General features: G+C 73.7%; 16 protein-coding genes. 6 read left to right on the top strand and 10 right to left on the bottom strand.

What is annotated here, in order from left to right:
• Positions 1–177 precede the first annotated feature (177 nt).
• Positions 178–1,692: a catalase gene (locus J1M40_RS02265; protein WP_144825416.1), complete on the top strand. Its 1,515-nt coding sequence runs from the start codon at positions 178–180 to the stop codon at positions 1,690–1,692.
• Positions 1,693–1,797: 105 nt separating this feature from the next.
• On the opposite strand, the gene J1M40_RS02270 is transcribed toward J1M40_RS02265, so the two are convergent.
• Positions 1,798–3,345: a hypothetical protein gene (locus J1M40_RS02270; protein WP_170720788.1), complete on the bottom strand. Its 1,548-nt coding sequence runs from the start codon at positions 3,343–3,345 to the stop codon at positions 1,798–1,800.
• A gap of 178 nt (positions 3,346–3,523) precedes the next feature.
• Between J1M40_RS02270 and J1M40_RS02275 the strand changes: the two genes are divergently transcribed.
• The 3 genes from J1M40_RS02275 to J1M40_RS02285 are packed head-to-tail and all read left to right on the top strand — an operon-like array spanning position 3,524 to position 6,035.
• Positions 3,524–4,429 carry a formyltetrahydrofolate deformylase gene (locus tag J1M40_RS02275; RefSeq protein WP_061866944.1) on the top strand — a complete coding sequence of 302 codons (906 nt, stop codon included), beginning with the start codon at positions 3,524–3,526 and terminating at the stop codon, positions 4,427–4,429.
• 55 nt (positions 4,430–4,484) lie between these two features.
• Positions 4,485–5,006, top strand: a complete 522-nt coding sequence (locus tag J1M40_RS02280; RefSeq protein ID WP_036314590.1) for a gamma carbonic anhydrase family protein — start codon at positions 4,485–4,487, stop codon at positions 5,004–5,006.
• A gap of 24 nt (positions 5,007–5,030) precedes the next feature.
• The gene (locus J1M40_RS02285; RefSeq protein ID WP_070708941.1) at positions 5,031–6,035 is read left to right on the top strand and encodes a D-isomer specific 2-hydroxyacid dehydrogenase family protein; all 1,005 of its coding nucleotides are present in this window, start codon (positions 5,031–5,033) and stop codon (positions 6,033–6,035) included.
• Positions 6,036–6,062: 27 nt separating this feature from the next.
• Here J1M40_RS02285 and J1M40_RS02290 read toward each other — a convergent pair whose 3' ends face one another.
• From J1M40_RS02290 to J1M40_RS02310, 5 genes are all read right to left on the bottom strand, one after another.
• Positions 6,063–7,355, bottom strand: coding sequence for an ABC transporter ATP-binding protein (locus J1M40_RS02290; RefSeq protein ID WP_144826111.1), 1,293 nt, complete (start codon positions 7,353–7,355; stop codon positions 6,063–6,065).
• A gap of 35 nt (positions 7,356–7,390) precedes the next feature.
• Positions 7,391–8,293 (bottom strand): carbohydrate ABC transporter permease, encoded by a 903-nt coding sequence (locus tag J1M40_RS02295; RefSeq protein WP_080695955.1) that lies wholly within the window; start codon positions 8,291–8,293, stop codon positions 7,391–7,393.
• Positions 8,290–9,261, bottom strand: coding sequence for a carbohydrate ABC transporter permease (locus J1M40_RS02300; RefSeq protein ID WP_070708749.1), 972 nt, complete (start codon positions 9,259–9,261; stop codon positions 8,290–8,292). The genes J1M40_RS02295 and J1M40_RS02300 overlap by 4 nt, the downstream gene beginning before the upstream one ends.
• The gene (locus J1M40_RS02305; RefSeq protein ID WP_070708748.1) at positions 9,258–10,559 is read right to left on the bottom strand and encodes an extracellular solute-binding protein; all 1,302 of its coding nucleotides are present in this window, start codon (positions 10,557–10,559) and stop codon (positions 9,258–9,260) included. The genes J1M40_RS02300 and J1M40_RS02305 overlap by 4 nt, the downstream gene beginning before the upstream one ends.
• A gap of 86 nt (positions 10,560–10,645) precedes the next feature.
• On the bottom strand, positions 10,646–13,339 hold the full coding sequence (locus J1M40_RS02310; protein ID WP_206450415.1) for an ATP-dependent helicase C-terminal domain-containing protein: 2,694 nt from the start codon (positions 13,337–13,339) through the stop codon (positions 10,646–10,648).
• A 66-nt stretch (positions 13,340–13,405) separates the two neighbouring features.
• On the opposite strand from J1M40_RS02310, the gene J1M40_RS02315 reads away from it, so the two are divergent.
• On the top strand, positions 13,406–15,253 hold the full coding sequence (locus tag J1M40_RS02315; protein ID WP_060974374.1) for a glutaminase: 1,848 nt from the start codon (positions 13,406–13,408) through the stop codon (positions 15,251–15,253).
• Positions 15,254–15,299: 46 nt separating this feature from the next.
• On the opposite strand, the gene J1M40_RS02320 is transcribed toward J1M40_RS02315, so the two are convergent.
• Positions 15,300–16,898 (bottom strand): TIGR01777 family oxidoreductase, encoded by a 1,599-nt coding sequence (locus J1M40_RS02320; RefSeq protein ID WP_069941536.1) that lies wholly within the window; start codon positions 16,896–16,898, stop codon positions 15,300–15,302.
• Between the two features lie 72 nt (positions 16,899–16,970).
• On the opposite strand from J1M40_RS02320, the gene J1M40_RS02325 reads away from it, so the two are divergent.
• Entirely contained in the window at positions 16,971–17,564 is a 594-nt protein-coding gene (locus J1M40_RS02325; protein WP_095353386.1) for a methylated-DNA--[protein]-cysteine S-methyltransferase, read from the top strand.
• Between the two features lie 161 nt (positions 17,565–17,725).
• Here the strand turns inward: J1M40_RS02325 and J1M40_RS02330 are convergent, their stop codons facing one another.
• The 3 genes from J1M40_RS02330 to purH form a co-directional block, all read right to left on the bottom strand.
• Positions 17,726–19,948 carry an NADP-dependent isocitrate dehydrogenase gene (locus J1M40_RS02330; RefSeq protein WP_100058387.1) on the bottom strand — a complete coding sequence of 741 codons (2,223 nt, stop codon included), beginning with the start codon at positions 19,946–19,948 and terminating at the stop codon, positions 17,726–17,728.
• A 197-nt stretch (positions 19,949–20,145) separates the two neighbouring features.
• A complete protein-coding gene (gene mgtE / locus J1M40_RS02335; protein ID WP_136940005.1) occupies positions 20,146–21,498 on the bottom strand; it encodes a magnesium transporter in 1,353 nt (450 codons plus the stop codon).
• Between the two features lie 68 nt (positions 21,499–21,566).
• Positions 21,567–23,258 (bottom strand): bifunctional phosphoribosylaminoimidazolecarboxamide formyltransferase/IMP cyclohydrolase, encoded by a 1,692-nt coding sequence (gene purH / locus J1M40_RS02340; RefSeq protein ID WP_070709860.1) that lies wholly within the window; start codon positions 23,256–23,258, stop codon positions 21,567–21,569.
• Positions 23,259–23,392 lie beyond the last annotated feature (134 nt).

Genomic DNA, 23,392 nt, shown 5'->3' on the forward strand with positions numbered 1-23,392 from the left:
TCCATCCTAGTGACTGGGCGCCGTCGTCGGGCCTGCGCGACGGCGGCCCGCGGCCCCGGCGACCGACCCCGGCACCCGGTTCTTTTGACTGATTCAGAAATATGCCAAGATCGGGGATGACGCCGCCCACCGCGCCGATCGGTGCGCGGCCGACGTCGATCGACGAAGGAGAGTTCCATGACGGAGTACCAGAAGAAGACCCCGCACGCGACCGGTTCCACCCGCCAGAACGGCGCCCCGGCCATCAGCGACCGCCAGTCCCTGACCGTGGGCAGCGAGGGGCCCATCGTCCTGCACGACACCCACCTGCTGGAGACCCACCAGCACTTCAACCGCATGAACATCCCGGAGCGCCGCCCGCACGCCAAGGGCTCCGGCGCCTTCGGCGAGTTCGAGGTGACCGAGGACGTGTCGAAGTACACCAAGGCCCTCGTGTTCCAGCCGGGCACGAAGACCGAGACCCTCCTGCGCTTCTCCACCGTGGCCGGCGAGCTCGGCTCCCCGGACACCTGGCGCGACGTGCGCGGCTTCGCACTGCGCTTCTACACCGAGGAGGGCAACTACGACATCGTCGGCAACAACACCCCGATCTTCTTCCTGCGCGACCCGATGAAGTTCACCCACTTCATCCGCTCGCAGAAGCGTCTGCCGGACTCCGGCCTGCGCGATGCCACCATGCAGTGGGACTTCTGGACCAACAACCCCGAGTCGGCGCACCAGGTGACCTACCTGATGGGCCCGCGCGGCCTGCCCCGCACCTGGCGTGAGATGAACGGCTACGGCTCCCACACCTACCTGTGGGTCAACGCCCAGGGCGAGAAGCACTGGGTGAAGTACCACTTCATCTCCCAGCAGGGCGTGCACAACCTCTCGAACGACGAGGCCACCAAGATCGCCGGCGAGAACGCCGACTTCCACCGCCAGGACCTGTTCGAGTCCATCGCCAAGGGCGACCACCCCAAGTGGGACCTCTACATCCAGGCGATCCCCTACGAGGAGGGCAAGACCTACCGGTTCAACCCCTTCGACCTGACGAAGACGATCTCCAAGAAGGACTACCCGCGCATCAAGGTCGGCACGCTGACCCTGAACCGCAACCCGGAGAACCACTTCGCGCAGATCGAGTCCGCCGCGTTCAGCCCGAGCAACACCGTGCCGGGCATCGGCCTCTCCCCGGACCGCATGCTCCTGGGCCGCGCCTTCGCGTACCACGACGCACAGCTGTACCGCGTGGGCGCCCACGTGAACCAGCTGCCGGTGAACCGTCCCAAGAACGCGGTGCACAACTACGCCTTCGACGGCCAGATGTGGTACGACCACACCGGCGACCGCTCCACCTACGCGCCGAACTCCAACGGCGACTCCTGGTCGGACGAGACCGGCCCGGTGGACGACGGCTGGGAGGCCGACGGCACCCTGACCCGCGAGGCCCAGGCCCTGCGCGCGGACGACGACGACTTCGGCCAGGCCGGCACCCTCGTCCGCGAGGTCTTCTCGGCCCAGGAGCGCGAGGACTTCGTGGAGACCGTGGCCGGCGCGCTGAAGGGCGTCCGCCAGGACGTCCAGGCCCGCGCCTTCGAGTACTGGAAGAACGTGGACGCCACGATCGGCCAGCGCATCGAGGACGAGGTCAAGCGCCACGAGGGCGACGGCATCCCGGGCGTCGAGGCCGGCGGCGAGGCCCGCATCTGACGGCTCCTTCCCCCGGCGGGCGCCCGCGCGGGCTCCGCTGAACGCGCGGCGGCCGCTCCCTCACACGAGGGGGCGGCCGCCGCCGTCGTGGGGCGGTTGTTCCGGTCAGCGCTTGCCCCAGCGGCGCTCCTGCGCCTGGGACAGCTTGTCCTTGACCACCTTCACGACCGTGTCCTTGGCGGGCACGGCCACGTTGTCCCGCAGCGGGACGGCGACCTTGTCACGCACGGTCTCGAACGCGGAGGCCGCCACGGCGCCGACCTGGGCCAGCTTCGACTCACCCTCGGCGTCCGAGGCTCGGGTCTCGTCGCGGTCCGCCCGCAGGTCCGGGAGGGCGGCGCCCTCGGTGTCGTCCTCGGCGGGCTCCTCATCCGTGGGGGCGGAGGAGGTGGAGGTGTCTGGGGCCACGGTCGTGGGCGTCGACGACGTCGGCGCGGCGGTCCCGGCAGTCCCGGCGGCTGCCGCCGACTGGGCGGCGCGGGCCTCGCGGCGGGTCGCCGGAGTGGCGTCCTCCGCACGGCCGGACGAGGCCGCGGTCGGATCCAGCTCCGGGGCGCCGCCCAGGGGCGTGGCCGGCGTGGTGCCGGCGTGGGTCTCCGGGGCCTCGGCCCGGCGGGTGGCCGGGGCGGCCTCGAGGGAAGGGCGCTCGGCTGCGGGCTCGACCGCCGCCGGCTGCGCGGCGTCCACGCGATGGTCCTCGGTACGCGCCGGCTCGCGGTCCGCCTCGGCCACGCGCCCGGGCACCCCGGGCGTGCCGTCGATGCGCAGGGCCCCGGCGGCCGAGCGATCCGCCCCGGCGGCGCCGGCCTGCTGGGCCTGGTCCAACTCGGCGGCCACGACGGTGACCGAGCCGTGCGCGGTGGTGGCGACCGTGTGCGTCTCGAGGTGCTCGCCCTGCGGGACGGGGATCGCGTCCGTGGCGAACTCCTTGGTGGGGGTGTGCTCGGTGGCGACCTCGGCGGCGGGGACGGTCCCGTGCACGTGCTCGGGAGCCGGGGTGAGGTGGCTCCTGTGCTGCGGAGCCTCGGCGGCCGGTGCCGCCGGGGCGGGGGTCTCGGTCACCGGGGACGGGGAGGCCGGGGTCGCCGGGACGTCCGCCGCGGGCGTCTGCTCGTCCAGGGTGACGCCGGAGCCGCCGGCCACACCGGCCGCGCCCAGGCCCACGGTGTCCGCCTCGCGCGCCGTGCTCGGCGCCGCCGGAGCGGGGCGCAGAGTGCCCCGGGTGGCCGGAGCCGCGGCGTCGCGGCGGTGGATCTGAGCGGCGGCGTCGGCGCTCGGGGCGTCGTGCTGGTCCACGGTCACCCCGGCACCGCCGGCCACGCCGGCCACGCCGGCGACGGACTCGTCGGTCTCGCGGTCCGCCGCGGCGGTGTCGAACGCAGCCAGACCCCCGGCGGGCTTCACCGCGGCCACGGGGCGCGCGTCCTCCTCGGCCGCCACCTCGTCCAGGCGGGAGAGGCGGGTCGGGGCCGCGGGGGCGGCCGCCTGCTCACCCGCGGTGTCCGCGGTGACACCCCGACGCTCGAGCCGGGTCTCGGCGGCCTCGGCTTCGGCCTCACGACGACGGCGGGAGGCGATCACCGAGAGGATGATCAGGATCAGCAGCACGACGATGATGGCCGCGATGATCCAGTAGAGGGTGGACTCTGGCATGGGGTGCTCCTCGGTCGTCTGGGGCGACCGGCCGGGCCGGGCGCCGCGTCGTGCTTCCCGCGCCGCCGCGCGGCGGGGAACCTGGTCTTGAGAATGACACGGGGCCCGGCCCCCCGACCAGGGATCAGCCCCGTCATCCCGCGGTTCCGCGCGGCCGGCACCGCCTACCATCGACGCCATGGACACGGCAGCCCTCTCCCCCAGCCCCTCCCCCGCCTCCGGCGCGGAGCACGCCCGCGTGCTCACGCTGGCCTGCACGAACCGCAAGGGCATCGTGCACGCCGTGACGGGCGCCCTGCTGGGCGTGGAGGCGGACATCACCGAGTCGCAGCAGTACGACTCCCCGGACACCGGCGACTTCTTCATGCGCGTGGAGTTCGTGACCCCGGCCACGCGGGAGGACATCGAGCAGGCGCTCGCGCCGGTGCGCGAGGAGTTCGGCATGCGCATGGGCCTGTGGGACGCGGCGCACCGCATGCGCACCCTCGTGATGTGCTCCAAGGACGGGCACACCCTCAACGACCTGCTCTTCCAGCAGCGCGCCGGCACCCTGCCCATCGAGATCCCCGTGGTGGTCTCGAACCACCTGGACCTGCAGCCGCTCGCCTCCTTCTACGGCGTGCCCTTCATCCACGTGCCCGTCTCCAAGGACCCCTCGAGCCGGGACTCCAAGGAGGCCGCGGAGGACCGGCTGCGCGACCTGATCGCCCAGTTCGACATCGAGCTGGTCGTCCTGGCCCGCTACATGCAGATCCTCTCGGACGAGCTGTGCCGGGACCTGGCCGGGATGGCCATCAACATCCACCACTCGTTCCTGCCCTCCTTCAAGGGCGCCCGCCCCTACCACCAGGCGCACGAACGCGGCGTGAAGCTCATCGGCGCCACCGCCCACTACGTGACCGCCGACCTGGACGAGGGCCCGATCATCGCGCAGTCCGTGCAGCCGGTGACCCACGCCCAGACCGCCGCCGACTTCGTGGCCCGCGGCCGCGACGTCGAGGGCTCCACGCTCGCGCAGGCCGTGCGCTGGCACGCCCAGCACCGCGTCCTCGCGGACGGCCGGCGGACCGTCGTCTTCAGCTGAGCCCGGGACGACGGCGCCACGCGGCGCCGTCGTCCTGCCCGCCTAGGCTGGTGGCATGGCCCACATCATCACCGTCGCGGGTGCCACCCCGCGCATCCACGAGTCCGTCTTCCTCGCCCCGACCGCCGCGATCACCGGCGACGTCGAGATGGCCGAGCGCTCCTCGGCCTTCTACGGCGTCTCCGCCCGCGGTGACTCCGCCCCCATCCGCGTCGGGGCGGGCACCAACCTGCAGGACAACGTGGTGCTGCACGCGGACGAGGGCTTCCCGTGCACCCTGGGCGCCGGTGTCTCCGTGGGCCACTCCGCCGTGGTGCACGGGGCCACCGTGGAGGACGACTGCCTGATCGGCATGTCCGCCACGGTGATGAACGGCGCGGTCATCGGCGCCGGTTCGCTCGTGGCCGCCGGCGCCCTGGTGCTCGAGGGGACGCAGGTCCCGGCCGGCTCGCTCGTGGCGGGCGTCCCCGCGAAGGTCCGCCGCCCCCTCACGGACGAGGAGCGGGAGGGCCTCAAGAAGAACGCGGCCACCTACCTGCGGCTGTCCGCCGCGCACCGGGACGCCGTCGCCGGCTGAACCGGGCCCGGAGGATGTGGGACGGTGGGCACCATGCCCACCTCTTCCGCTCTCCCCCGCACCCGACCCGACGACGTCCCCGAGCGCCTGCTCGTCCTCCCCGCGGCGCAGGACGTCGCCGGCACCCCCTACGCCCACGCCCGTCGGCTGGCCGAGCAGGCCGTGGCCGACGTCGGCGGCGCCGCCGTGGCCGAGGGCGACACCTCTGCCACGGCCCTGCTGATGGTCCGCCCGATCCCGGTCGATGCGCTCGCCGCGGCCCTGACCGCCCACCCCCACGTGAGCTGGGTGCAGCTCCCGTTCGCCGGGATCGAGCCGTTCGTCCCCCTCGTGCGCAGCCGCCCGGACATCGTGTGGACGTCCGCCAAGGGCACATACGCGCCGCCGGTGGCCGAACACGCGCTGCTGCTCACCCTGGCCCTGCTGCGGGACCTGCCCGCGCGCGTCCGCGCCACCACATGGGGTCCCTCCTCCGGGCGCACCCTGAACGGCCTGAATGCCGTGGTCGTGGGCGGCGGCGGAATCGCACAGGAGTACATCCGCCTGCTCAAGACCTGGGACGTGCACGTCACCGCGGTCCGCCGACGCGCGGGCGACGTGCCCGGCGCGGACCGCACCGTCACGACCGACCGCCTCGACGAGGTCCTGCCCGGCGCGCAGGTCGTGATGATCGCCGCGGCGGCCACCGAGGAGACCCGCGGCATGGTCGACGCCGACCGCCTCGCCCTCCTGGATGAGGACGCCGTGCTCGTGAACGTCGCCCGCGGGGCGCTGGTGGACACGGACGCCGTCGTCCAGGCCCTCGCGGCGGGTCGGCTGCACGGCTACGGCACGGACGTCACCGACCCCGAGCCCCTCCCGGACGGCCACCCGCTCTGGACCGAGGAGCGCGCCCTCATCACGCCGCACACGGCGGACACCCCGGAGATGTGCGTCCCGCTGCTCCACGCGCGGGTCGAGCGGAACCTGCGGGCCCGCGCGGCCGGGACGGAGCTGGAGGGCTTGGTGGACGCCGAGGGCGGGTACTGACCCGCCCCCGGCGTCCCCGGCGCCGGCTCAGCGGCGCGGCGCGTCCGCCTCGTGCTCGGCGGCGTCACGCTCGGCCGCCATCTCGATCTGGCGGCGGCGCTCCTCGGCGGCCCGGCGGGTCAGCTCGGCGCCGACCTCGGGGTCGCGGGTGAGGTTCTCACCGGTGGTCGGGTCGAACAGGTGCACCCGCGTGGTGTCCACCCACAGGCGGGTCGGCGTGCCCGGCCGGGCGCGGGACTCGCCGGAGAGGGTGGCCACGACGACGGGGCGCAGCTCATCCGCATCCAGGTCCTTGGCCAGCGCGGAGAGCATCTCGGCCACGGCCGGGTCCGGATCGAACTCGATGTAGCCGTACTGCTCGTGGCCCAGCCACTCCAGGTGCGTGAGCGTCGCGTCGAAGGTGGAGCCCTGGCCGCGGCGGCTGTCCTCCACCAGCTCGGCGTCCTCGAAGAACTCCGGCCGCAGGCCGAGGAACACGATGTCCCGCCCCTCGGCGGCGCGGGCCTTCTCGGGCGGCACCGGGATGTCACCGATCGGCGAGGACAGCACGTGGCCGCCCTCCTTCTGCTTCAGCGAGGCGGGCAGGAAGTTCATCGACGGCGAGCCGATGAAGCCGGCCACGAACAGGTTGAGCGGCTGCTCGTAGAGCTCGCGCGGGCTGGCCACCTGCTGCAGCTCGCCCTTCTTGAGCACGGCCACCCGGTCGCCCAGGGTCATGGCCTCGGTCTGGTCGTGCGTCACGTAGACGGAGGTGGTGGCCAGGCGGCGCTGCAGCTGCGAGATCTCCGCGCGCATCTGCCCGCGCAGCTTGGCGTCCAGGTTGGACAGCGGCTCGTCGAAGAGGAACGCGTCCGCCTCGCGCACGATCGCCCGGCCCATGGCCACGCGCTGACGCTGGCCGCCGGAGAGGTTGCCGGGCTTGCGCTCGAGGTGGTCCTCGAGCTCGAGCACGCGGGCGGCGTCGCGCACCTTGCGGTCGATCTCCTCATCGGAGGGCTTGTTGTCCTTGATCAGCCGCAGCGGGAAGGCGATGTTCTCGTACACCGTCAGGTGCGGGTACAGCGCGTAGTTCTGGAACACCATCGCGAGGTTGCGGTCCTTGGGGGCCGCCTCGTTCACGCGGCGGCCGTCGATCAGCATCTCGCCGTCGGTGATGTCCTCGAGGCCCACGATCATGCGCAGCAGCGTGGACTTGCCGGAGCCGGAGGGGCCCACGAGGATGACGAACTCGCCGTCCTCGATCTCCAGGTTCACGTCCTTGATGGCGTGGAAGCCGTCGTCGTAGGTCTTGTCGATGTGGTTCAGGGTGATGGAGGCCATCGGGGGGTCCTTTCGGGAGGTCTCGTGTGCGGGCCTCAGCCCTTCACCGCGCCGTTGGTCAGGCCGGCCACGATCTGACGCTGGAACGCCAGCACCAGGATCACGATCGGGATGGTCACGATGATCGCGGCCGCCGAGATGGCCCCGGTCGGCGACTCGAACTGCGAGGCGCCGGTGAAGAAGGCCAGGGCGGCGGGCACGGTGCGCGCGGTCTCGGTGGAGGTCAGGGAGATGCCGAACACGAAGTCGTTCCAGGCGATGAAGAAGGCGATGATCGCCGTCGTGAAGACGCCGGGGGCGGCCAGCGGGACGATCACCTTGCGGAACGCCTCGAGCGGGGTGGCGCCGTCCACCTGCGCGGCCTGGTCGAGCTCCCACGGGATCTGGCGGAAGAACGCGGCCAGGGTCCAGATGGAGATCGGCAGGGTCAGGGACAGGTAGGGGATGATCAGGCCGACCCACGTGTCGTACAGCCCGAGGGTGCGCCACATGTTGAACAGCGGCGTCACCAGGGAGATGACGGGGAACATCGAGACCATCAGGGACACCGTGAGCACGATCCGCTTGCCCGGGAAGTCCAGGCGGGCGATCGCGTAGGCGCACAGCGTGGCCAGGATGACGGCGATGATCGTGGCGATCACGGTGATGCCGATCGAGTTGCGCAGCGCCGTGAGGAACAGCTCGCGCGAGCCGCCCACGAAGATCTCCTCGTAGTTCACCGTGGACCACTGGGTGGGCAGCAGCTTGCCGTTGGCGAGGTCGGCGGGCGTCTTGAAGCTGGTCGCGAAGATCGAGAACAGCGGGAAGAGGCACCACACGCCGATCACGACGGTGAGGATCCACCACAGTGCGGTGGCCTTCCCGGTGCCGCGACGGTGGGGCGCGCGGCCCTCAGGCGCGCGGCCCTCAGGGGCGGGAGCGGATGCGGCGGTGCTCACTTGGAACCTCCTCGGTCGGCCAGGTCCACCTTGAAGCCCTTGACGGCGATGACCGCCATGAGGGCCACGCACAGGAACAGGATCACGGAGACCGCCGAACCCATGCCGATCTCGAGCCGGCCGATGGACGTGCGGTAGGCCAGCAGCGAGAGGACCTCGGTGCCGTAGGCGCCGTTGGTCATGATGTAGATGGAGTCGAAGATGCGGAACGCGTCCATCGCGCGGAACAGGACGGCCACCATGATCGAGGCCTTCATGTTCGGCAGGATGACCAGCTTCATCCGCTGCCACCACGAGGCGCCGTCGACGGCGGCGGCCTCGGTGAGGTCGCCCGGCACCTGGGCCAGGCCGGCCAGCAGGAGCAGGGAGATGAACGGGGTGGTCTTCCAGATCTCGGAGAGCATGATCACGAACAGCGCGGTGCTGCCCTGCGCGAACCAGTTCAGGTCCGCGTCGACGCCCGGCAGCCACTCGAACCAGGCGTTGATGTAGCCCGAGTCGATCGAGAACATGTAGAACCACGCGAACGCGGAGACCACGGTGATGATGCCGTACGGCACCAGGATGATCGTGCGGATCAGGCCGCGGGTCTGCTTGATGGCGTGGTGCATGGCCAGGGCCAGCAGGAAGCCGAGGATGAGCTCGACCACCACGGTCACCACGGTGATCAGCAGGGTCACCCCGAGGTCCTTCCAGAACACGGGGTCCGTGAGGATCACGCCGTAGTTGCCCAGGCCCACGAACTCGCGGTCGCCCGGCGCGGTGAGCCGGTACGTGAACAGCGAGTCGTAGAGGGCCTGCAGGATCGGGTACAGGACCACGAACAGCATCACGAAGAACGCGGGGCCGGCCAGGAGCCAGCCGAGACGCGCCTCGGACTTCGCGCGCTGGGACTTCACCCGGCGGGGGCGGCGACCCTCGGCGGCGCGCGGGGTGGATGCGGCGGGTGCGGTGTCGACGTGGCTCACAGCAGACGCTCCCCTCTCAGGACTTCCTGGATGAAGTCGTCGGTCTCGGCCGGGGTGGACTCGGTGACGCCCGACGGCGGCGCGTAGCGCTGCTGGATCGCGGTGGAGACCTCGTTGTAGTACGGGGTCTGCGGCCGCGGGGCGCCCAGCTCGAGGGACTCCCGGATGGTGTCCGCCATGGGGTACTTCTCGGCGACCTCGGGGGCGTCGTAGGCCGCCGGGTCGGCGGGCGGGTTGCCGTTCTCGACGAAGTACTGGCTCTGGTGCTCGGTGGTGGTGATGCAGGAGATCGCGTCCCAGGCGAGGTCCTGGTGCTCGGACTTCGCGCCCACCCCCAGGTTGATGCCGCCCACGGGCGGCGCGGCGTCCTTGCCCTCGACGGTGCGGGGGTAGACGGCCCAGCCGATGTCCTCGGGCAGGTCCTCCGGCAGCGAGCCCTCCTCCACGGAGCCGAGGGTGGCCGGCCAGACGAACGGCCAGTTGACCATGAACGAGCCGTTCTTGCCCTGGAAGAGCAGCATGGAGGCGTTCTCGTCCTGGGTCGGCAGGCCGGCGCTGCCGAGACCCTCCTTGCCGATGGTGGAGATGATCCGGGCGGCCGTGCGGCCGGCCTCGGAGTCGAGGTTCGTGGTGACCTCGTCCGTGGGCGCCTCGGCGTTGGGGACGATCTGCTCCCCGCCGCCCTCGATGAGCGCGTTGAGCCACACGGTCATGGACTCCGCACGGGCGCCCTGGACGGCCAGGTCCTTGTCCTGGCTGCGGGCGGCCTCCATCAGCTGGTCCCACGTGACGGGCTGGGACATGTCCAGCCCCGCGGCCTCGGCGACCGACTTGCGGTACCAGAGCAGCTGCGTGTTGGCCCAGAACGGGACCGTGACGAGCTCGTCCTTCCAGCTGGCGGCCGCGAGCGCGCCCTCCAGGGCGTTGTCCTTCGCGTACGCCTGCATCTCCTCCGGCACGGGGGCCAGGAACCCGGGCTCGGCGAGCTCGGGGACGAACGGCGGGTCGAGGGACATGATGTCCATCGACGTGTCGCCTGCGGCGAGGCGGCGGGTCAGCTGCTCGCGCTGGGATGCGGCGTCCGTCGGAAGCATGGACGTCTCGACTCTGTACCGGCCGTTCGCGGCGTCGGTGCACTGGGCGGCGATCTTCGCCTGCCCGCCGTCGTCGGGGTTGGTGTACCAGGTCAGGGTGGGCGTCTGCTCGGCCGGAGCACACCCGGCCAGGAGCGCGCCCGCGGCGACGGCGCCGGCCAGCGTGGCCCGGCGCCGTTGACGTGCCCGCGTGTCGTGTCTCACAAGTGGAACCTCAATCGATGCGAGTCGGATGTGACGGCCATCATCACGCATCACAGCGATTCCTGCACGTTTCGCGGACCCCTTTCTCAGCGGGCGCGGCGGTTCGTCCGGGCGGTCGGCTCCGCGGCGGCGGGATCCTCGGGCCAGGGGTGCTTGGGGTACCGCCCGCGGTTCTCGGCGCGGACCTGCGCGTAGGGGCCGGCCCAGAAGGACGGCAGGTCGGCGGTCACGGCGAGCGGGCGACCTGCCGGGGAGAGCAGGTGCAGGACCACCGGCTCACGACCGTCCGCGACAGCGGGGGTGACACGCGCCCCGAAGAACTCCTGCAGCTTGGCGGCGACCACGGGCGGGGTGTCCTCGTGGACGGCCGGATAGTCCACGACGACGGCGCGCCCGCTCGGCACGGGCAGGCGCTCGGGGGCGAGCTCGTCCAGCCGCCCCGCCTCCGGCCACGGCAGGGCACCGCGCAGCAGCGCCTCGGCGTCCAGGCGTGCGAGGGGCCGCCCCGCGGCCAGGTCGGCCGCGAGCCCGTCGACCAGGGCGTCCAGGCCGGGCAGCGCCGCATCCGAGAGGTCCGGCCACGGGGCGCCGAGGACGCGGTGGAGCAGGTGCACCCGGCGACGCAGGCGTTCGGTCCGGCCGCTCGGGTCGAACCGGTCGAGGCCGTCGGCGCTGAGTGCCGCGCGCACGGCCTGCGCGGCGGCGTCGGGGGCGACGGGGGCCGGCGTCTGGGCCAGCACGAGCGCGCCCAGCCGGTCCACGCGGCGGCCGGTGAGCCGGTCCCCGCGCCAGTCGGCGGTGTCCTCGATGCGCCGCAGGCCCGCGCCGGCGAGCTCGGCGAGCGGCCGGTCGATCGGCGCGGCCGCGCGGATCGTGGCACCCGTGCCGGCCGCGTCCCCGGCCACGCGGGCGACCTCGGCCACGGCCAGCCACTCCTGCCCCGCCAGGCCGCCGCCGGCGGCGTCGCGGGGCAGGGCCGCGCGGGTGCCGGAGGCGAGCAGGTACGCGCCCGCCTCCCCCGCGCGTCGGGCGATCCACGCGGGGAAGGCCAGGGCGGCCACGAGGCCGGCGGGGTGCCGCCGCGCGGCCGTCGCCTCGGGCCCGGGTTCGTCCGGCGCCCGCGTCTCCGGGGCGTGGTGCGCGTGCCGACGGGCGAGTCGTTCCAGTCGATCTGCCTCCCGGCGCCAGCGCCCGGCCTCCGGGTGCCGGCCGTCCCGCACGGCCGCGACCAGCGCCTCGAGGTCGGCCCCGGGGGCGCGCAGGTCCAGGACGAGGGCCGCCGTCGCCTCGGCCGCGGGGCGGGGCCCCGTCCACGGTGCCGCGCGCAGGAGGGCGTGGCCGAGCGGCGGGTCCAGGGGCAGCTCGGCCAGGACGGCGCCGTGCGGGGTGATGCGCCCGTCCGCGTCCACCGCGCCCAGGGAGGCGAGCGTGCGCTCGGCGGCGGCCATCGCGTCGGCCGGCGGGTCCTCGGGCAGGGTCAGCCCGCGGCCGCCCGGGGCGCCCCACGCCGCGAACGCCAGGGCCACCGGCGCGAGGTCGACGACGGCGAGGGCCGGCGTCGGGGCTGCGGGCGCGGTGCCCAGGGCCGCGGCGGTGTGACAGCGGACCACGGTGCCGGGGCCGAGGCGGGCGGCGCGGCCCGCCCGCTGGCCGGCGGCCGCGCGCGAGGCCTGGACGGTGACGAGCCCGGCCATGCCGCGCCCCCGGTCCCGGCGCGGCTCGCGGGCCAGGCCCGAGTCGATGACGAGGCGCACCCCCGGCACGGTCAGCGAGGACTCGGCGACCGCCGTCGCGACGACGACGCGCGGCACGGCGGGGTCGGCGCGGCCGGCGAGCGCGGCGTCCTGGTCGGCGGGTTCCTGGCGGCCGTGCAGGACGCGGACCTCGGTGTCCGGGGCGAGCGCGGCGACGCGCCCCGCGACGGCCTCCACCTCGGCCACGCCGGGCAGGAAGACGAGGGCGTCCACGGTCGGGTCGGCATCGAGCGCCTCGGCGTGGGCGCGCGCGGCCGTGGCCGCGACGTGGTCGAGGAAGGCCCGGTCCACGCGGCCCTCGGCGGTGAGGCGGTGGCCGCGGAAGGGGGCGTGCTCCTCGCGCAGCGGGTGCAGCACGGCCGGGGTGAAGACCACGGGCAGGGGCGCGTCCTCCCCCATGCCGCGGGCCCAGCGGGCGGCCAGGGCCGCCGCGTCCACGGTGGCGGACATGGCCACGAGCGCGAGTTCGGGACGCAGCTGCCGCAGGTCGGCGAGGAGGGCGGAGAGCACGTCCGTGTCCAGGTCCCGCTCGTGGACCTCGTCCAGGACCACTGCATCCACGCCGTCGAGCCCGGGGTCGGCCAGGAGGCGGCGCAGCAGCAGGCCCGGGGTCACGAACTCGACGGCCGAGGCCCCGCCGCCGGCCGCATCACCCCGCACGGCGTACCCGACGGCGGCGTCCGCGAGCCGGGCCCGCGCGTCGGGGTCGGCGCCGGGCTGCGCGTCGGCCGCGGCCGTCAGGACCGCCGTGCGCAGCCGCCGCCACGCCGCGCGCACCGCGACCCGCCGCGGCTGCGTGACCAGGACGCGCCCACCGCCGTGGTCCGCGAGCCGGACCGCGAGCGCGGGCGGGACCACGGTGGTCTTGCCCGTGCCCGGGGGCGCCTCGACGACGGCCGCCCCGCGCGCGTCCAGCGCCGATCCGAGGTCGGGCAGGGCGGCGGCGAACGTCAGGCCGGCGCTGAGGCGGCCGAGGGCGGCGGAGAGGGCGGAGGGGACGGTGACGGGATCGACGGGGGTGGGCATCGGGACCCATTGTGCCCGCCTCCGCCACGCTGTCCCGGGGCCGTCCCACTGACTAGGCTGTGACCCATGACCACACCCGTCCAGGAGCACCTCGATCGCCTCACGTCGGCCCACGCGGGCGAGGGGGAGGTCCCGGACGGGCTGGGCGTCGCGATGCTCCTGGTGGACGGGCACCGCTACGTCTCCGGATCCATGACGCCCGTGCCGCTCGCCACGCTCGCCTCTCCCCTGTTCCACGCGCAGGCCCTCGAGGACCTCGGCGCGGTGCGGGTGGGCGAGCGCGTGGGAGCCGCCCCCGTGCGCGACCTGGACCATCGGGTCGAGGTGGACGCCGTCACGGGCCTGCCGCACAACCCGCTGCAGAACGCGGGCGCGGTGGCCACGGCCTCCCTGGTGAAAGGCCGCGGTGGCCGCGACCGCACCGCACGCATGATGCAGCTGCTCTCCGCCCTGTTCGACCGCGAGGTCACCGTCACGGAGTCGGCCGCGCGCGCCGAGAACCGCGCCCAGCACCACACCCGGTCCGCTGCCTGGCTGATGAAGTCCCTCGACACCCTGGACGCCGACCCCGAGACGCTGCTCGAGGACATCGCCACGGTGCGTGCCGCCGCCGTGACCGTGGAGGACCTCGCCCTGCTCGCCGGCACCCTCGCGCACGGCGGTGTCCACCCCGTCACCGGGGACCGTGTGCTGAGCGAGGAGACGGTCCGCGGTGTGCTCTCCGTGATGGACTCCTGCGGCATGGACACCCGGGACTCCCGGTGGGCGTACGACGTCGGCCAGCCCGGCTGGGCGTCCACGCGCGGCGGCACGGTGCTCGTGGTGGTGCCGGGCCACCTCGGTCTGGCGCTGCAGTCGGACACGACAGACGAGAACGGGCTCGGCGCCGCGGCGATGGCCGCCCTGCGGACCATCGTCGAGGACTTCGAGCTGCACCCGTCGGTGGTCACCGGTTCCCCGCGCGCGGCCCTGCGCACCCACTACCGGATCGATCAGGCGCCCTCGGGCACGGTGCGCAGCGCCGTCGTCCTCGAGGCGCTGGGGCGGTTCGCGGACACCGTGCACGTGATGGAGCTGGGCGGTCACCTCGGCTTCAGCCAGGTGGACGCGATCGCCCGCGTCAGCCGCGGTCTGCCGGAGGTCCTCGAGACGCTCGTGGTGGACATGCGCTCGGTCAGCTCCGTCTCCCGTCCGGCCCGGCTGCTGGTGGCCCAGTGGTTCGCCCGCGCGCTGGGCAACGGGCTCGACGTCGTCGTCGTGGACCGGGACGCCGCGGAGATGAAGGAGCTGATGGCGGCCGTCGAGGAGTCCGTGGAGGTGGATCTGCCCGAGCCGCTGCAGGATGAGGCCGAGGGGGTGGACCCCGCCGCCGAGGGCGCGCAGTTCGTGTTCTTCGACTCCCGCTCGCGGGCCGCCCAGTGGGCCGAGCAGCGGCTGCTCTCCCGGCACGCCCCCCACCTGCTGCCGCGGGACGCCCAGGAGGCGGCCGTAGCACCCCTGCTGCAGCACCTCTCCGCGGACGACGCGCGTCTGCTCGAGTCCATGATGGACGAGCGGGTCTACTCGGACGGCCAGATCATCCGCCGCGCCGGCCAGCCGTTCGGCGGCATCTACGTGATCGTCTCCGGCACCGTGGAGCTCTCGGGTCAGGGCACGGGCAGCCGCCGCGTGCGCCGCACCCTGCTCACCCCGGGGATGACGTTCGGCGAGATGGCCCTGGGCCAGCCCGGCCGCCAGCCCTCCACCGTCCGCGCGCGCGGGCCGGTCACGGCGCGAGTCCTCACCGCCCAGGTGATGGTCGCGCTCCAGGAGGGCTTCCCCCAGCTGGCCCTGGCCCTGTGGGAGGCGCTGGCCCGCGACGCGTTCACCGCGCTGGGCCAGCTCATCCGGGAGACCGGCGCGCTGCAGGACTGACGACCCGCGGGGGCAGCGTCCCCGTGGGACGCTGCCCCCACCCCCGTCACCGCCCGAGGACGTGGCGCAACGCGCCCTCCAGTTCGGGGTCGCGCATCTCGTAGCCGGAGGAGACCAGCCGGTCCGCCACGACCTTCTGGTCCGCCGCGACGGTCTCCACCCGGCCCTCCTCGCCCAGCAGCAGGCGCGGCCCGGCCTCGGGCACCGGGATGAGAGCGGGCCGGCGCAGCACCCGCCCGAGCACGGTGGCGAACTCCTTCGCCGTGACCGGCTCGGGCGCCACCGCGTTGACCGGGCCGGTGACGCCGTCGTCGAGCACCGCGTGGGCGAAGGCCCCCGCGATGTCATCCGCGCCGATCCAGCTCAGCCACGGGCTGCCGTCGTGGCTCTCCCCGCCCGAGGTCGCGACCGGGCCGCCGAGCCCCGCGAGGAACAGCGGCAGCACCTGCTGCAGCATGCCCCCGGCCGGGCTCAGGACCACGCCGGTCCGCAGCATCGCCACCCGGATGCCGGACGTCTCGGCGCGTCGGGCCTCGGCCTCCCAGTCCGCGACGACCTCGGCGAGGAAGTCGTCCCCGGGCTCCAGATCCTCGACGAGGCCGCTGCCGAACGGGCCCGTGCCCGCGTCCGCCCCGTAGTACCCGATCGCCGAGCCGTTCACGAGCGCCCGCGCCCGCGCGTCGTCCCCCTCCCGTGCGGCGATCCGGGCGAGCGCGTCCACGAGGGTGCGCGTGCCGCGTACGCGCGAGTCGTGCACGGCCTCCTTGTGCGCGTCCGAGAACCGGCCGGCGATGGGCTCGCCCGCCAGGTTCACGACGACGTCGGCCTCGGCCAGGGCGTCCTCGTCCACGGTCTCCCGGCCGGGGTCCCACAGCGCCGCGTCCAGCGCGCCGGCCTTCTTCGGGCTCCGCACGAGCCGGATGACGCGGTGGCCGCCGGTGGTGAGCAGGGCACAGAGCTGCCGGCCGATCAGTCCGCCGGACCCCGTCACGGCGACCGTGCGAGCCGGCCCGCCGACGAGGGGGCCGGGATGGGCGGCGTGGAAGTCCAGGTCATCGGCCATCACGCGGGCCCGATAGGCGAACTGGCGGCCCAGCTCCGCCTCGAAGGCCTCGTGGGTGCGGCGCGAGGCCGCGGCGCCCAGACCGGGCACGCGGGACACCAGGGACTCCCCCGGCAGGGCGTACTCGATGTGGTCCGTCACGACCGTGCCCCGCCGGCCGTCCGCCGTGTCCGCCTCACCGGGCGCAGCGTCGTCGAGCAGGTGCGTGTGCCGCCAGGAGGCGAGAGGGCCGGAGACCATCTCGTCCCGGAACATGCGGCCCTCCTCGTAGGCCGTGTGGCGGGCCCGCCACGGCACCGCGGGCGCGGCCCCGCCGGGCAGGCGGGAGGCGACGGCGTCCGGCAGCAGGCCGGTGAGCATCCCGTGGGCCGCGCCGGCGAACAGGCCGGCCGCCCCGGGGGCCTGGATGCGCAGCCGCGACTCGGAGCCCACGCGGAGGCCGTCCGTGGGTCCGTGGACCACCTCGCCCGCGAAGGGCGGGGTGAGCCGCTCCAGCGCGCCGGGGTTCTCCAGCCAGCGGAAGACCACCTCACGCGGGTGGCGCAGGAGGGTGCGATGCTCGAAGACGCGGATCTCGGTCATGGACGCCAGCCTGACACAGGGAGGGGACGCGCGAACACCTGTCCGGGCCGGGCCGTGCAGGACAATGAGGGGATGGACCTGCTTCCCGAGCTGCGCTGGACCGCCGCCGCCCTGCCCGCCACCGAGCTCACCCTCGTGGCCGTCTTCTCCCCCGAGGACCAGACGGTGCGCGCCTCCGGCGTGGCCGTGCCGGAGGACTCGGAGCCCCCCGCCGCCGCGATCGGGCGCCTCCTCGAGACGCTCATGGACCGGCTCGTGGCCCTGGACCCGGAGACCGCCGACCGCGAGATGAACCCGCGCCCCGTGGAACCGCGTCCGGGTGCGTCCCAGCCCGTCGCCGACGCCCTGGCCGCCTACGCCGCGGGGGACGTGGCCGCGCTCGACGCCCTCGACGTCACCCAGCCGGGCACCGCGTTCCGGCAGCGGGCGTGGCGGGAGCTGCGCGGCATCGCCCCCGGCTCCCCCGCCACCTACGGCGGCCTGGCCGAACGGTGCGGGGCCCCGCGGGCCGTGCGCGCCGCCGGCGGGGCGTGCGCCGCCAACCTGGCGGCCGTCGTCGTGCCCTGCCACCGCGTGGTGCGCGCCGACGGCGCCGCGGGCCACTACCTCTACGGCACCGCCGCGAAGCAGGCCCTGCTGGCCCACGAGGCGGCGCGCGCGGGCTGACCGGCCCCTCCCCACGGCAACGTCGGTTGAGTTGTCACGGGTCCCGGGCACGCACACCCGTGACAACTCAACCCGCGTTGCGGACACGAGAAGGGGCCGGGCCGCGCGCTCCACGCACGCGACCCGGCCCCCGGCGCTCAGCCGCTCAGTCGCTCAGTCGCTCAGACGGAGAGCTTGTCCACGATCGCGTTGAGCGTCGCGGACGGGCGCATCACGGAGGTGACCTTCTCCAGCTCCGGCCAGTAGTAGCCGCCCAGGTCCACCGGGGAGCCCTGCACGCCGTTGAGCTCGGCCAGGATGGTCTCCTCCTGGGCCCCCAGCTCCTCGGCGATCGGCTTCGCCGCGGCCGCCAGCTCGGCGTCCTCGGTCTGCTTCGCCAGCTCGCGGGCCCAGTACAGCGCCAGGTAGAAGTGGCTGCCGCGGTTGTCCAGCTCGCCGACCTTGCGCTTCGGGGACTTGCCCTCGATCAGCAGGGTGCCGGTGGCGGCGTCCAGGGTGTCCGCCAGGACCTGCGCGCGGTGGTTCTCGTTCGCGACCGCCTCGTGCTCGAAGGACACGGCCAGCGCGAGGAACTCGCCGAGGGAGTCCCAGCGAAGGTGGTTCTCCTCCAGCAGCTGCTGCACGTGCTTCGGGGCGGAGCCGCCCGCACCGGTCTCGAACAGGCCGCCGCCGTTGAGCAGCGGGACGATCGACAGCATCTTCGCGGACGTGCCCAGCTCGAGGATCGGGAACAGGTCCGTGTTGTAGTCACGCAGCACGTTGCCGGTCACGGAGATGGTGTCCTCGCCGCGGCGGATGCGCTCCACCGAGAGCTTGGCGGCCTCGACCGGGGAGAGGATGCGGATGTCCAGGTCCTCGGTGTCGTGCTCCTTGAGGTACTCCTCGACCTTCTTGATGAGCTCACGGTCGTGGGCGCGGGTCTCGTCCAGCCAGAACACGGCCGGGGTCTGGGACGCGCGGGCGCGGGTCACGGCCAGCTTCACCCAGTCGCGCACCGGGACGTCCTTGGTCTGGCAGGCGCGCCAGATGTCGCCGGCCTCGACCTCGTGGGAGAGCAGGGTCTCCCCGGCGGAGTTCTTCACGGCCACGGTGCCCGCGGCGTCCATGATGAACGTCTTGTCGTGCGAGCCGTACTCCTCGGCCTTCTGCGCCATGAGGCCCACGTTCGGGACGGTGCCCATGGTGGTGGGGTCGTAGGCGCCGTTGGCCTTGCAGTCGTCGATCACGGCCTGGTAGACGCCGGCGTAGGAGGAGTCCGGGATGACGGCCAGGGTGTCCTGGGTCTGGTCGTCCTTGTTCCACATGCGGCCGGAGGTGCGGATCATGGCGGGCATGGAGGCGTCCACGATCACGTCGGAGGGCACGTGGAGGTTGGTGATGCCCTTGGCGGAGTTCACCATGGCCACGTCCGGGCCGTTCTCGTAGGCGGCGGCGATGGCGGCGCGCACACCCTCGGCGGTCTCGGCGTCGAGCTTGTCCAGGCCGCCCTCGATCGCGGCGAGGCCGTTGTTCGCGGACAGGCCGGCGGCGGCCAGCTGCTCGCCGTACTTCTCGAACAGCTCGGAGAAGTAGGCCTTCACGACGTGGCCGAAGATCACCGGGTCGGAGACCTTCATCATGGTGGCCTTCAGGTGCGCGGAGAAGAGGATGCCCTCCTCCTTGGCGCGCTTGACCTGCTCGGCGAGGAACGCGTCCAGGGCCTTGGCGGACATGAACGTGCCGTCCACGACCTCGCCCTTGAGGACCTTCAGGCCCTCCTTGAGCACGGTGGTCTTGCCGTCCTCGTCGGTGAACTCGATCGTCAGCACGTCGGCGGCCGGCAGGGTCACGGACTGCTCATTGGCGCGGAAGTCGTCCGCGCCCATGGTGGCGACGGCGGTCTTGGAGTCCGGGGTCCACTCGCCCATCGAGTGGGGGAAGCGCTTGGCGTACGCCTTCACGGCCTTCGGGGCGCGGCGGTCCGAGTTGCCCTCGCGCAGCACCGGGTTCACGGCGGAGCCCTTGACCGAGTCGTAGCGCGCCTTCGCGTCCTTCTCCGCATCGGTCTTCGGCTCGTCCGGGTACTCCGGCAGCGCGTAGCCGTCCGCCTGCAGCTCCTTGATCGCGGCGCGCAGCTGCGGCACGGACGCGGAGATGTTCGGCAGCTTGATGACGTTGGCCTCGGGGGTCTTCACGAGCTCGCCGAGCTCGGCGAGGGCGTCCGCGGTGCGCTGGTCCTCGGGCAGGACGTCCTTGAACGCGGCGAGGATGCGGCCGGCCAGCGAGATGTCACGGGTCTCCAGCTCCACGCCGGCGGTGCCCGCGTAGGCGCGCACGATCGGCAGCAGCGACGCGGTGGCCAGCATGGGCGCCTCGTCCGTGAGCGTGTAGATGATCTTCGACATGCGGATGATCTCTCCTTCTGGCCGCACTCGAGACGCGGCCCTCGTCGGCAGGGAACGGGTGACTCCCCGCCAATCTACCCGGCGCCTCGGACGCGCCACACCGTGTGTGGCTCGGCGTCAGCGCCCGCGGCCGGTCCGGCGGGCCCGCCCCGGAACGCCTCGCCGAGGCGGGAAGGGCGTCGTGGGTCGTGGCCGGCTCAGATGCCGAGCACGGCCTGGGCGATGAAGAAGTAGACGACCAGGCCGAGGGCGTCCACGAGCGTCGAGATGAACGGGTTCGAGAACACGGCGGGGTCGGCGCCGATCGTGCGCGCCGCCAACGGCATGAGGCCGCCGACGGTGGCGGCGAAGGCGCACACGGTGAACAGCGTCGCCCCGATCACGAGACCGACGGGCCACGAGAACACGAGCCCGGCGAGCACGAGGCCCAGCAGGCCGATGCACCCGCCCAGGGCCATGCCGACGCGCAGCTCGCGGACCATCACGCGCGGCGCGTCGCGGGGCCGGACGTCGTCGAGGGCGAGCGCCCGGGTGACCGTGGTGGCCGCCTGGTTGCCCGTGTTGCCGCCGGTGCCGATGATCAGCGGGATGAACAGGGAGAGGACGACCATCTCCTCGAGCGTGTCCTCGAAGACGCCGAGCACCTGCACGGTGAGGGTGGCCCCGATCGCGAGCACGAGCAGCCACGTGATCCGCGAGCGCATCAGGCTCAGGACGGAGGTCGCCAGGTAGGGACGACCCAGCGGCTCCACGCCGCCGGCGCGGGCGGAGTCCTCGGTCGACCCCTCGTCGAGGACCTCGAGGGCGTCGGCCACCGTGAACACCCCGATCAGGCGACCCTCCGAGTCCGTCACCGGCACGGTCCACAGACGGCGGTCCGCGCAGAGCCGGGCCACCTCCTCGGCGTCCTCGGTGGCGACGGCGGACACCGGTTCCCGCATGATCTCCGAGACTCGCGCATCGAGCGGCTGCGTGACCAGCACGGAGACGTCGACGACGCCCGTCAGACGCGCCTGGGGACTGACCACCGGCACGGAGACGATGGCGGCCTGCTCCTGCCCCCCGTGCTCCCGGAGGTTCTCGAGCGCGGTGGACACGGTCCAGTCCTCGCGCAGGCGCACGGGCGCCATGCGCAACCGCCGTCCCACCGAGTCCGCCGGGTAGCCCAGGAGCCGGCCGGCCTTGCCGCTCGCCTCCGCGTCGAGCCCGGCGAGCATCTTGCGGGCCACGTTGGCCGGCATCTCGTCGAGCAGCCGGGCCTGGCCCGAGACCCGCAGCTCGGCGAAGAGGTCCTGGACCTGACCGTCCTGGAGCTTGCGCACCAGGTCGGACTGCTGGCCCGTCTCCATGGCCGCGAAGACCTGGACCGCCGTCGTCTTGTCCAGGAGGCGGAACAGCATCGGGGCCATGCGCGGCTCGGAGCGGTCCAGGAGGTCGAGCGCGTCGCCCGGGGACAGCGCGCGCAGCAGCTCGACCGCGCTGTCGAGGTCGTCCCTGCGCAGGTGCTCACGGATGCGGTCCTCGACGCTCTCGACCTCGCGGCGGGTCATCGCCTCGTCACCTCCTGGGGGTCGCGGGGGCCCGGTCCGGGCCCCCGTCCGGCAGCGGCGCGCCGCGCTCAGCCGTGGAAGAAGTGGCGCGCCCCGGTCAGGTACAGGCTCACGCCGGCGGCCTCGGCCGCGGCCACGACCTCCTCGTCCCGGACGGAGCCGCCCGGCTGGACGACGGCCTTCACGCCGGCGTCGATGAGGATCTGCAGCCCGTCCGCGAACGGGAAGAACGCGTCCGAGGCGGCCACGGACCCGCGGGCCCGCTCGGGGGCGCCCTCCCCGGAGACGTTCTCCGCGCCGCCGGCGCTGCTCACGTCCTGCCCGCCGGTCTGCGCGGCGCCCAGGGTGTTGGCGCGCTCGACGGCCAGGCGGCAGGAGTCGAGGCGGTTGACCTGGCCCATGCCCACGCCGACCGTGGCGCCGTCGTGGGCCAGCAGCACGGCGTTGGACTTGGCCGCGCGCACGGCGCGCCACGCGAAGGCCAGGTCAGCCAGGACGGCCTCGTCGGCGGCGGGGCCGGCGGCGAGGGTCCAGGTGGCCGGGTCGTCGCCGTCCGCGTCCACCGCGTCCGCGATCTGCAGCAGCATGCCGCCGGAGACCTGCTTGGCCTCCACGGCGTCCCGCAGGAAGCCCTCGGGCAGGCTCAGCAGGCGCAGGTTCTTCTTGGCGGAGAGGATCTCCAGGGCCTCGGGCTCGAACGCCGGGGCCACGACGACCTCCGTGAACACGTCCTTCACCTGGGCGGCCATGGCGGCGGTGACGGGGCGGTTGGCCGCGATCACGCCGCCGAACGCGGAGACCGGGTCGCACGCGTGGGCCTTGGCGTGCGCCTGCGCGATGTCCGTGCCCGCGTCCGTGACGGCCACGCCGCACGGGTTGGCGTGCTTGACGATCGCCACGGCCGGGACCGGGTGGTCGAAGGCGGCGCGCACCGCGGCGTCGGCGTCCACGTAGTTGTTGTAGCTCATCGGCTTGCCGTGCAGCAGCTCGGCCTGCGCGATGCCGGGGGCCGCCGAGGAGTCCAGGTACAGCGCCGCGGGCTGGTGCGGGTTCTCGCCGTAGCGCAGGATCTGCGCGCGCTCGAGGGAGAAGCCGGCGTAGGGCGGGAACACGGGGATCTCGTCGGCGTGCGTGTCCTCGCCGAAGTGGGCGGCGGTCCAGGCGGCCACGGCGTTGTCGTACGCCGCGGTGTGGGCGAAGGCCAGGGCGGCCAGGCGCCGGCGGGCGCGCAGGTCGAAGCCGCCGGACTGGGCGGCCTGGACGACCTCGCCGTAGCGGGCCGGGTCCACGACGATCGCCACGGACGCGTGGTTCTTCGCGGCCGCGCGCACCATGGACGGCCCGCCGATGTCGATCTGCTCGACGACGGCGTCCTCCGCGGCGCCCGAGTTCACGGTGTCCACGAACGGGTAGAGGTTCACGACGACGAGGTCGAACGGCTCCACCTCGAGCGCGCGCAGCTGGGTCACGTGGTCCTCGCGACGACGGTCCGCCAGGATGCCCGCGTGCACGCGCGGGTGCAGCGTCTTCACGCGGCCGTCCAGGCACTCCTGGAACCCGGTGACCTCGGCGACCTCGGTCACCGGCACGCCGGCGGCGGCGATGCGCTGGGCGGTGGAGCCGGTCGAGACGATCTGCACGCCCGCGGCGTGGAGCCCGGTGGCGAGCTCCTCGAGGCCGGTCTTGTCGTACACGGAGATCAGGGCCCGCTTCAGGGGCACCGTGTCCAGGACGGTGGTGATGGGCTGGGCAGAGGTCACGAGGGGGCGCTCCTTCGAGGGGGTCCGGGTGCGTCCCCCAGCATAGGCCGGGCCGCATAATGGCCCAGGCGTCCGCGTGACGGACCGCCCCCCACTCCACCCGACGAACGGGAGCCGACCATGTCCTCCGCCAC

It is taken from the genome of Micrococcus sp. KRD026, from assembly GCF_017168445.1.
GTDB classification, from domain to species: Bacteria; Actinomycetota; Actinomycetes; order Actinomycetales; family Micrococcaceae; genus Micrococcus; species Micrococcus luteus.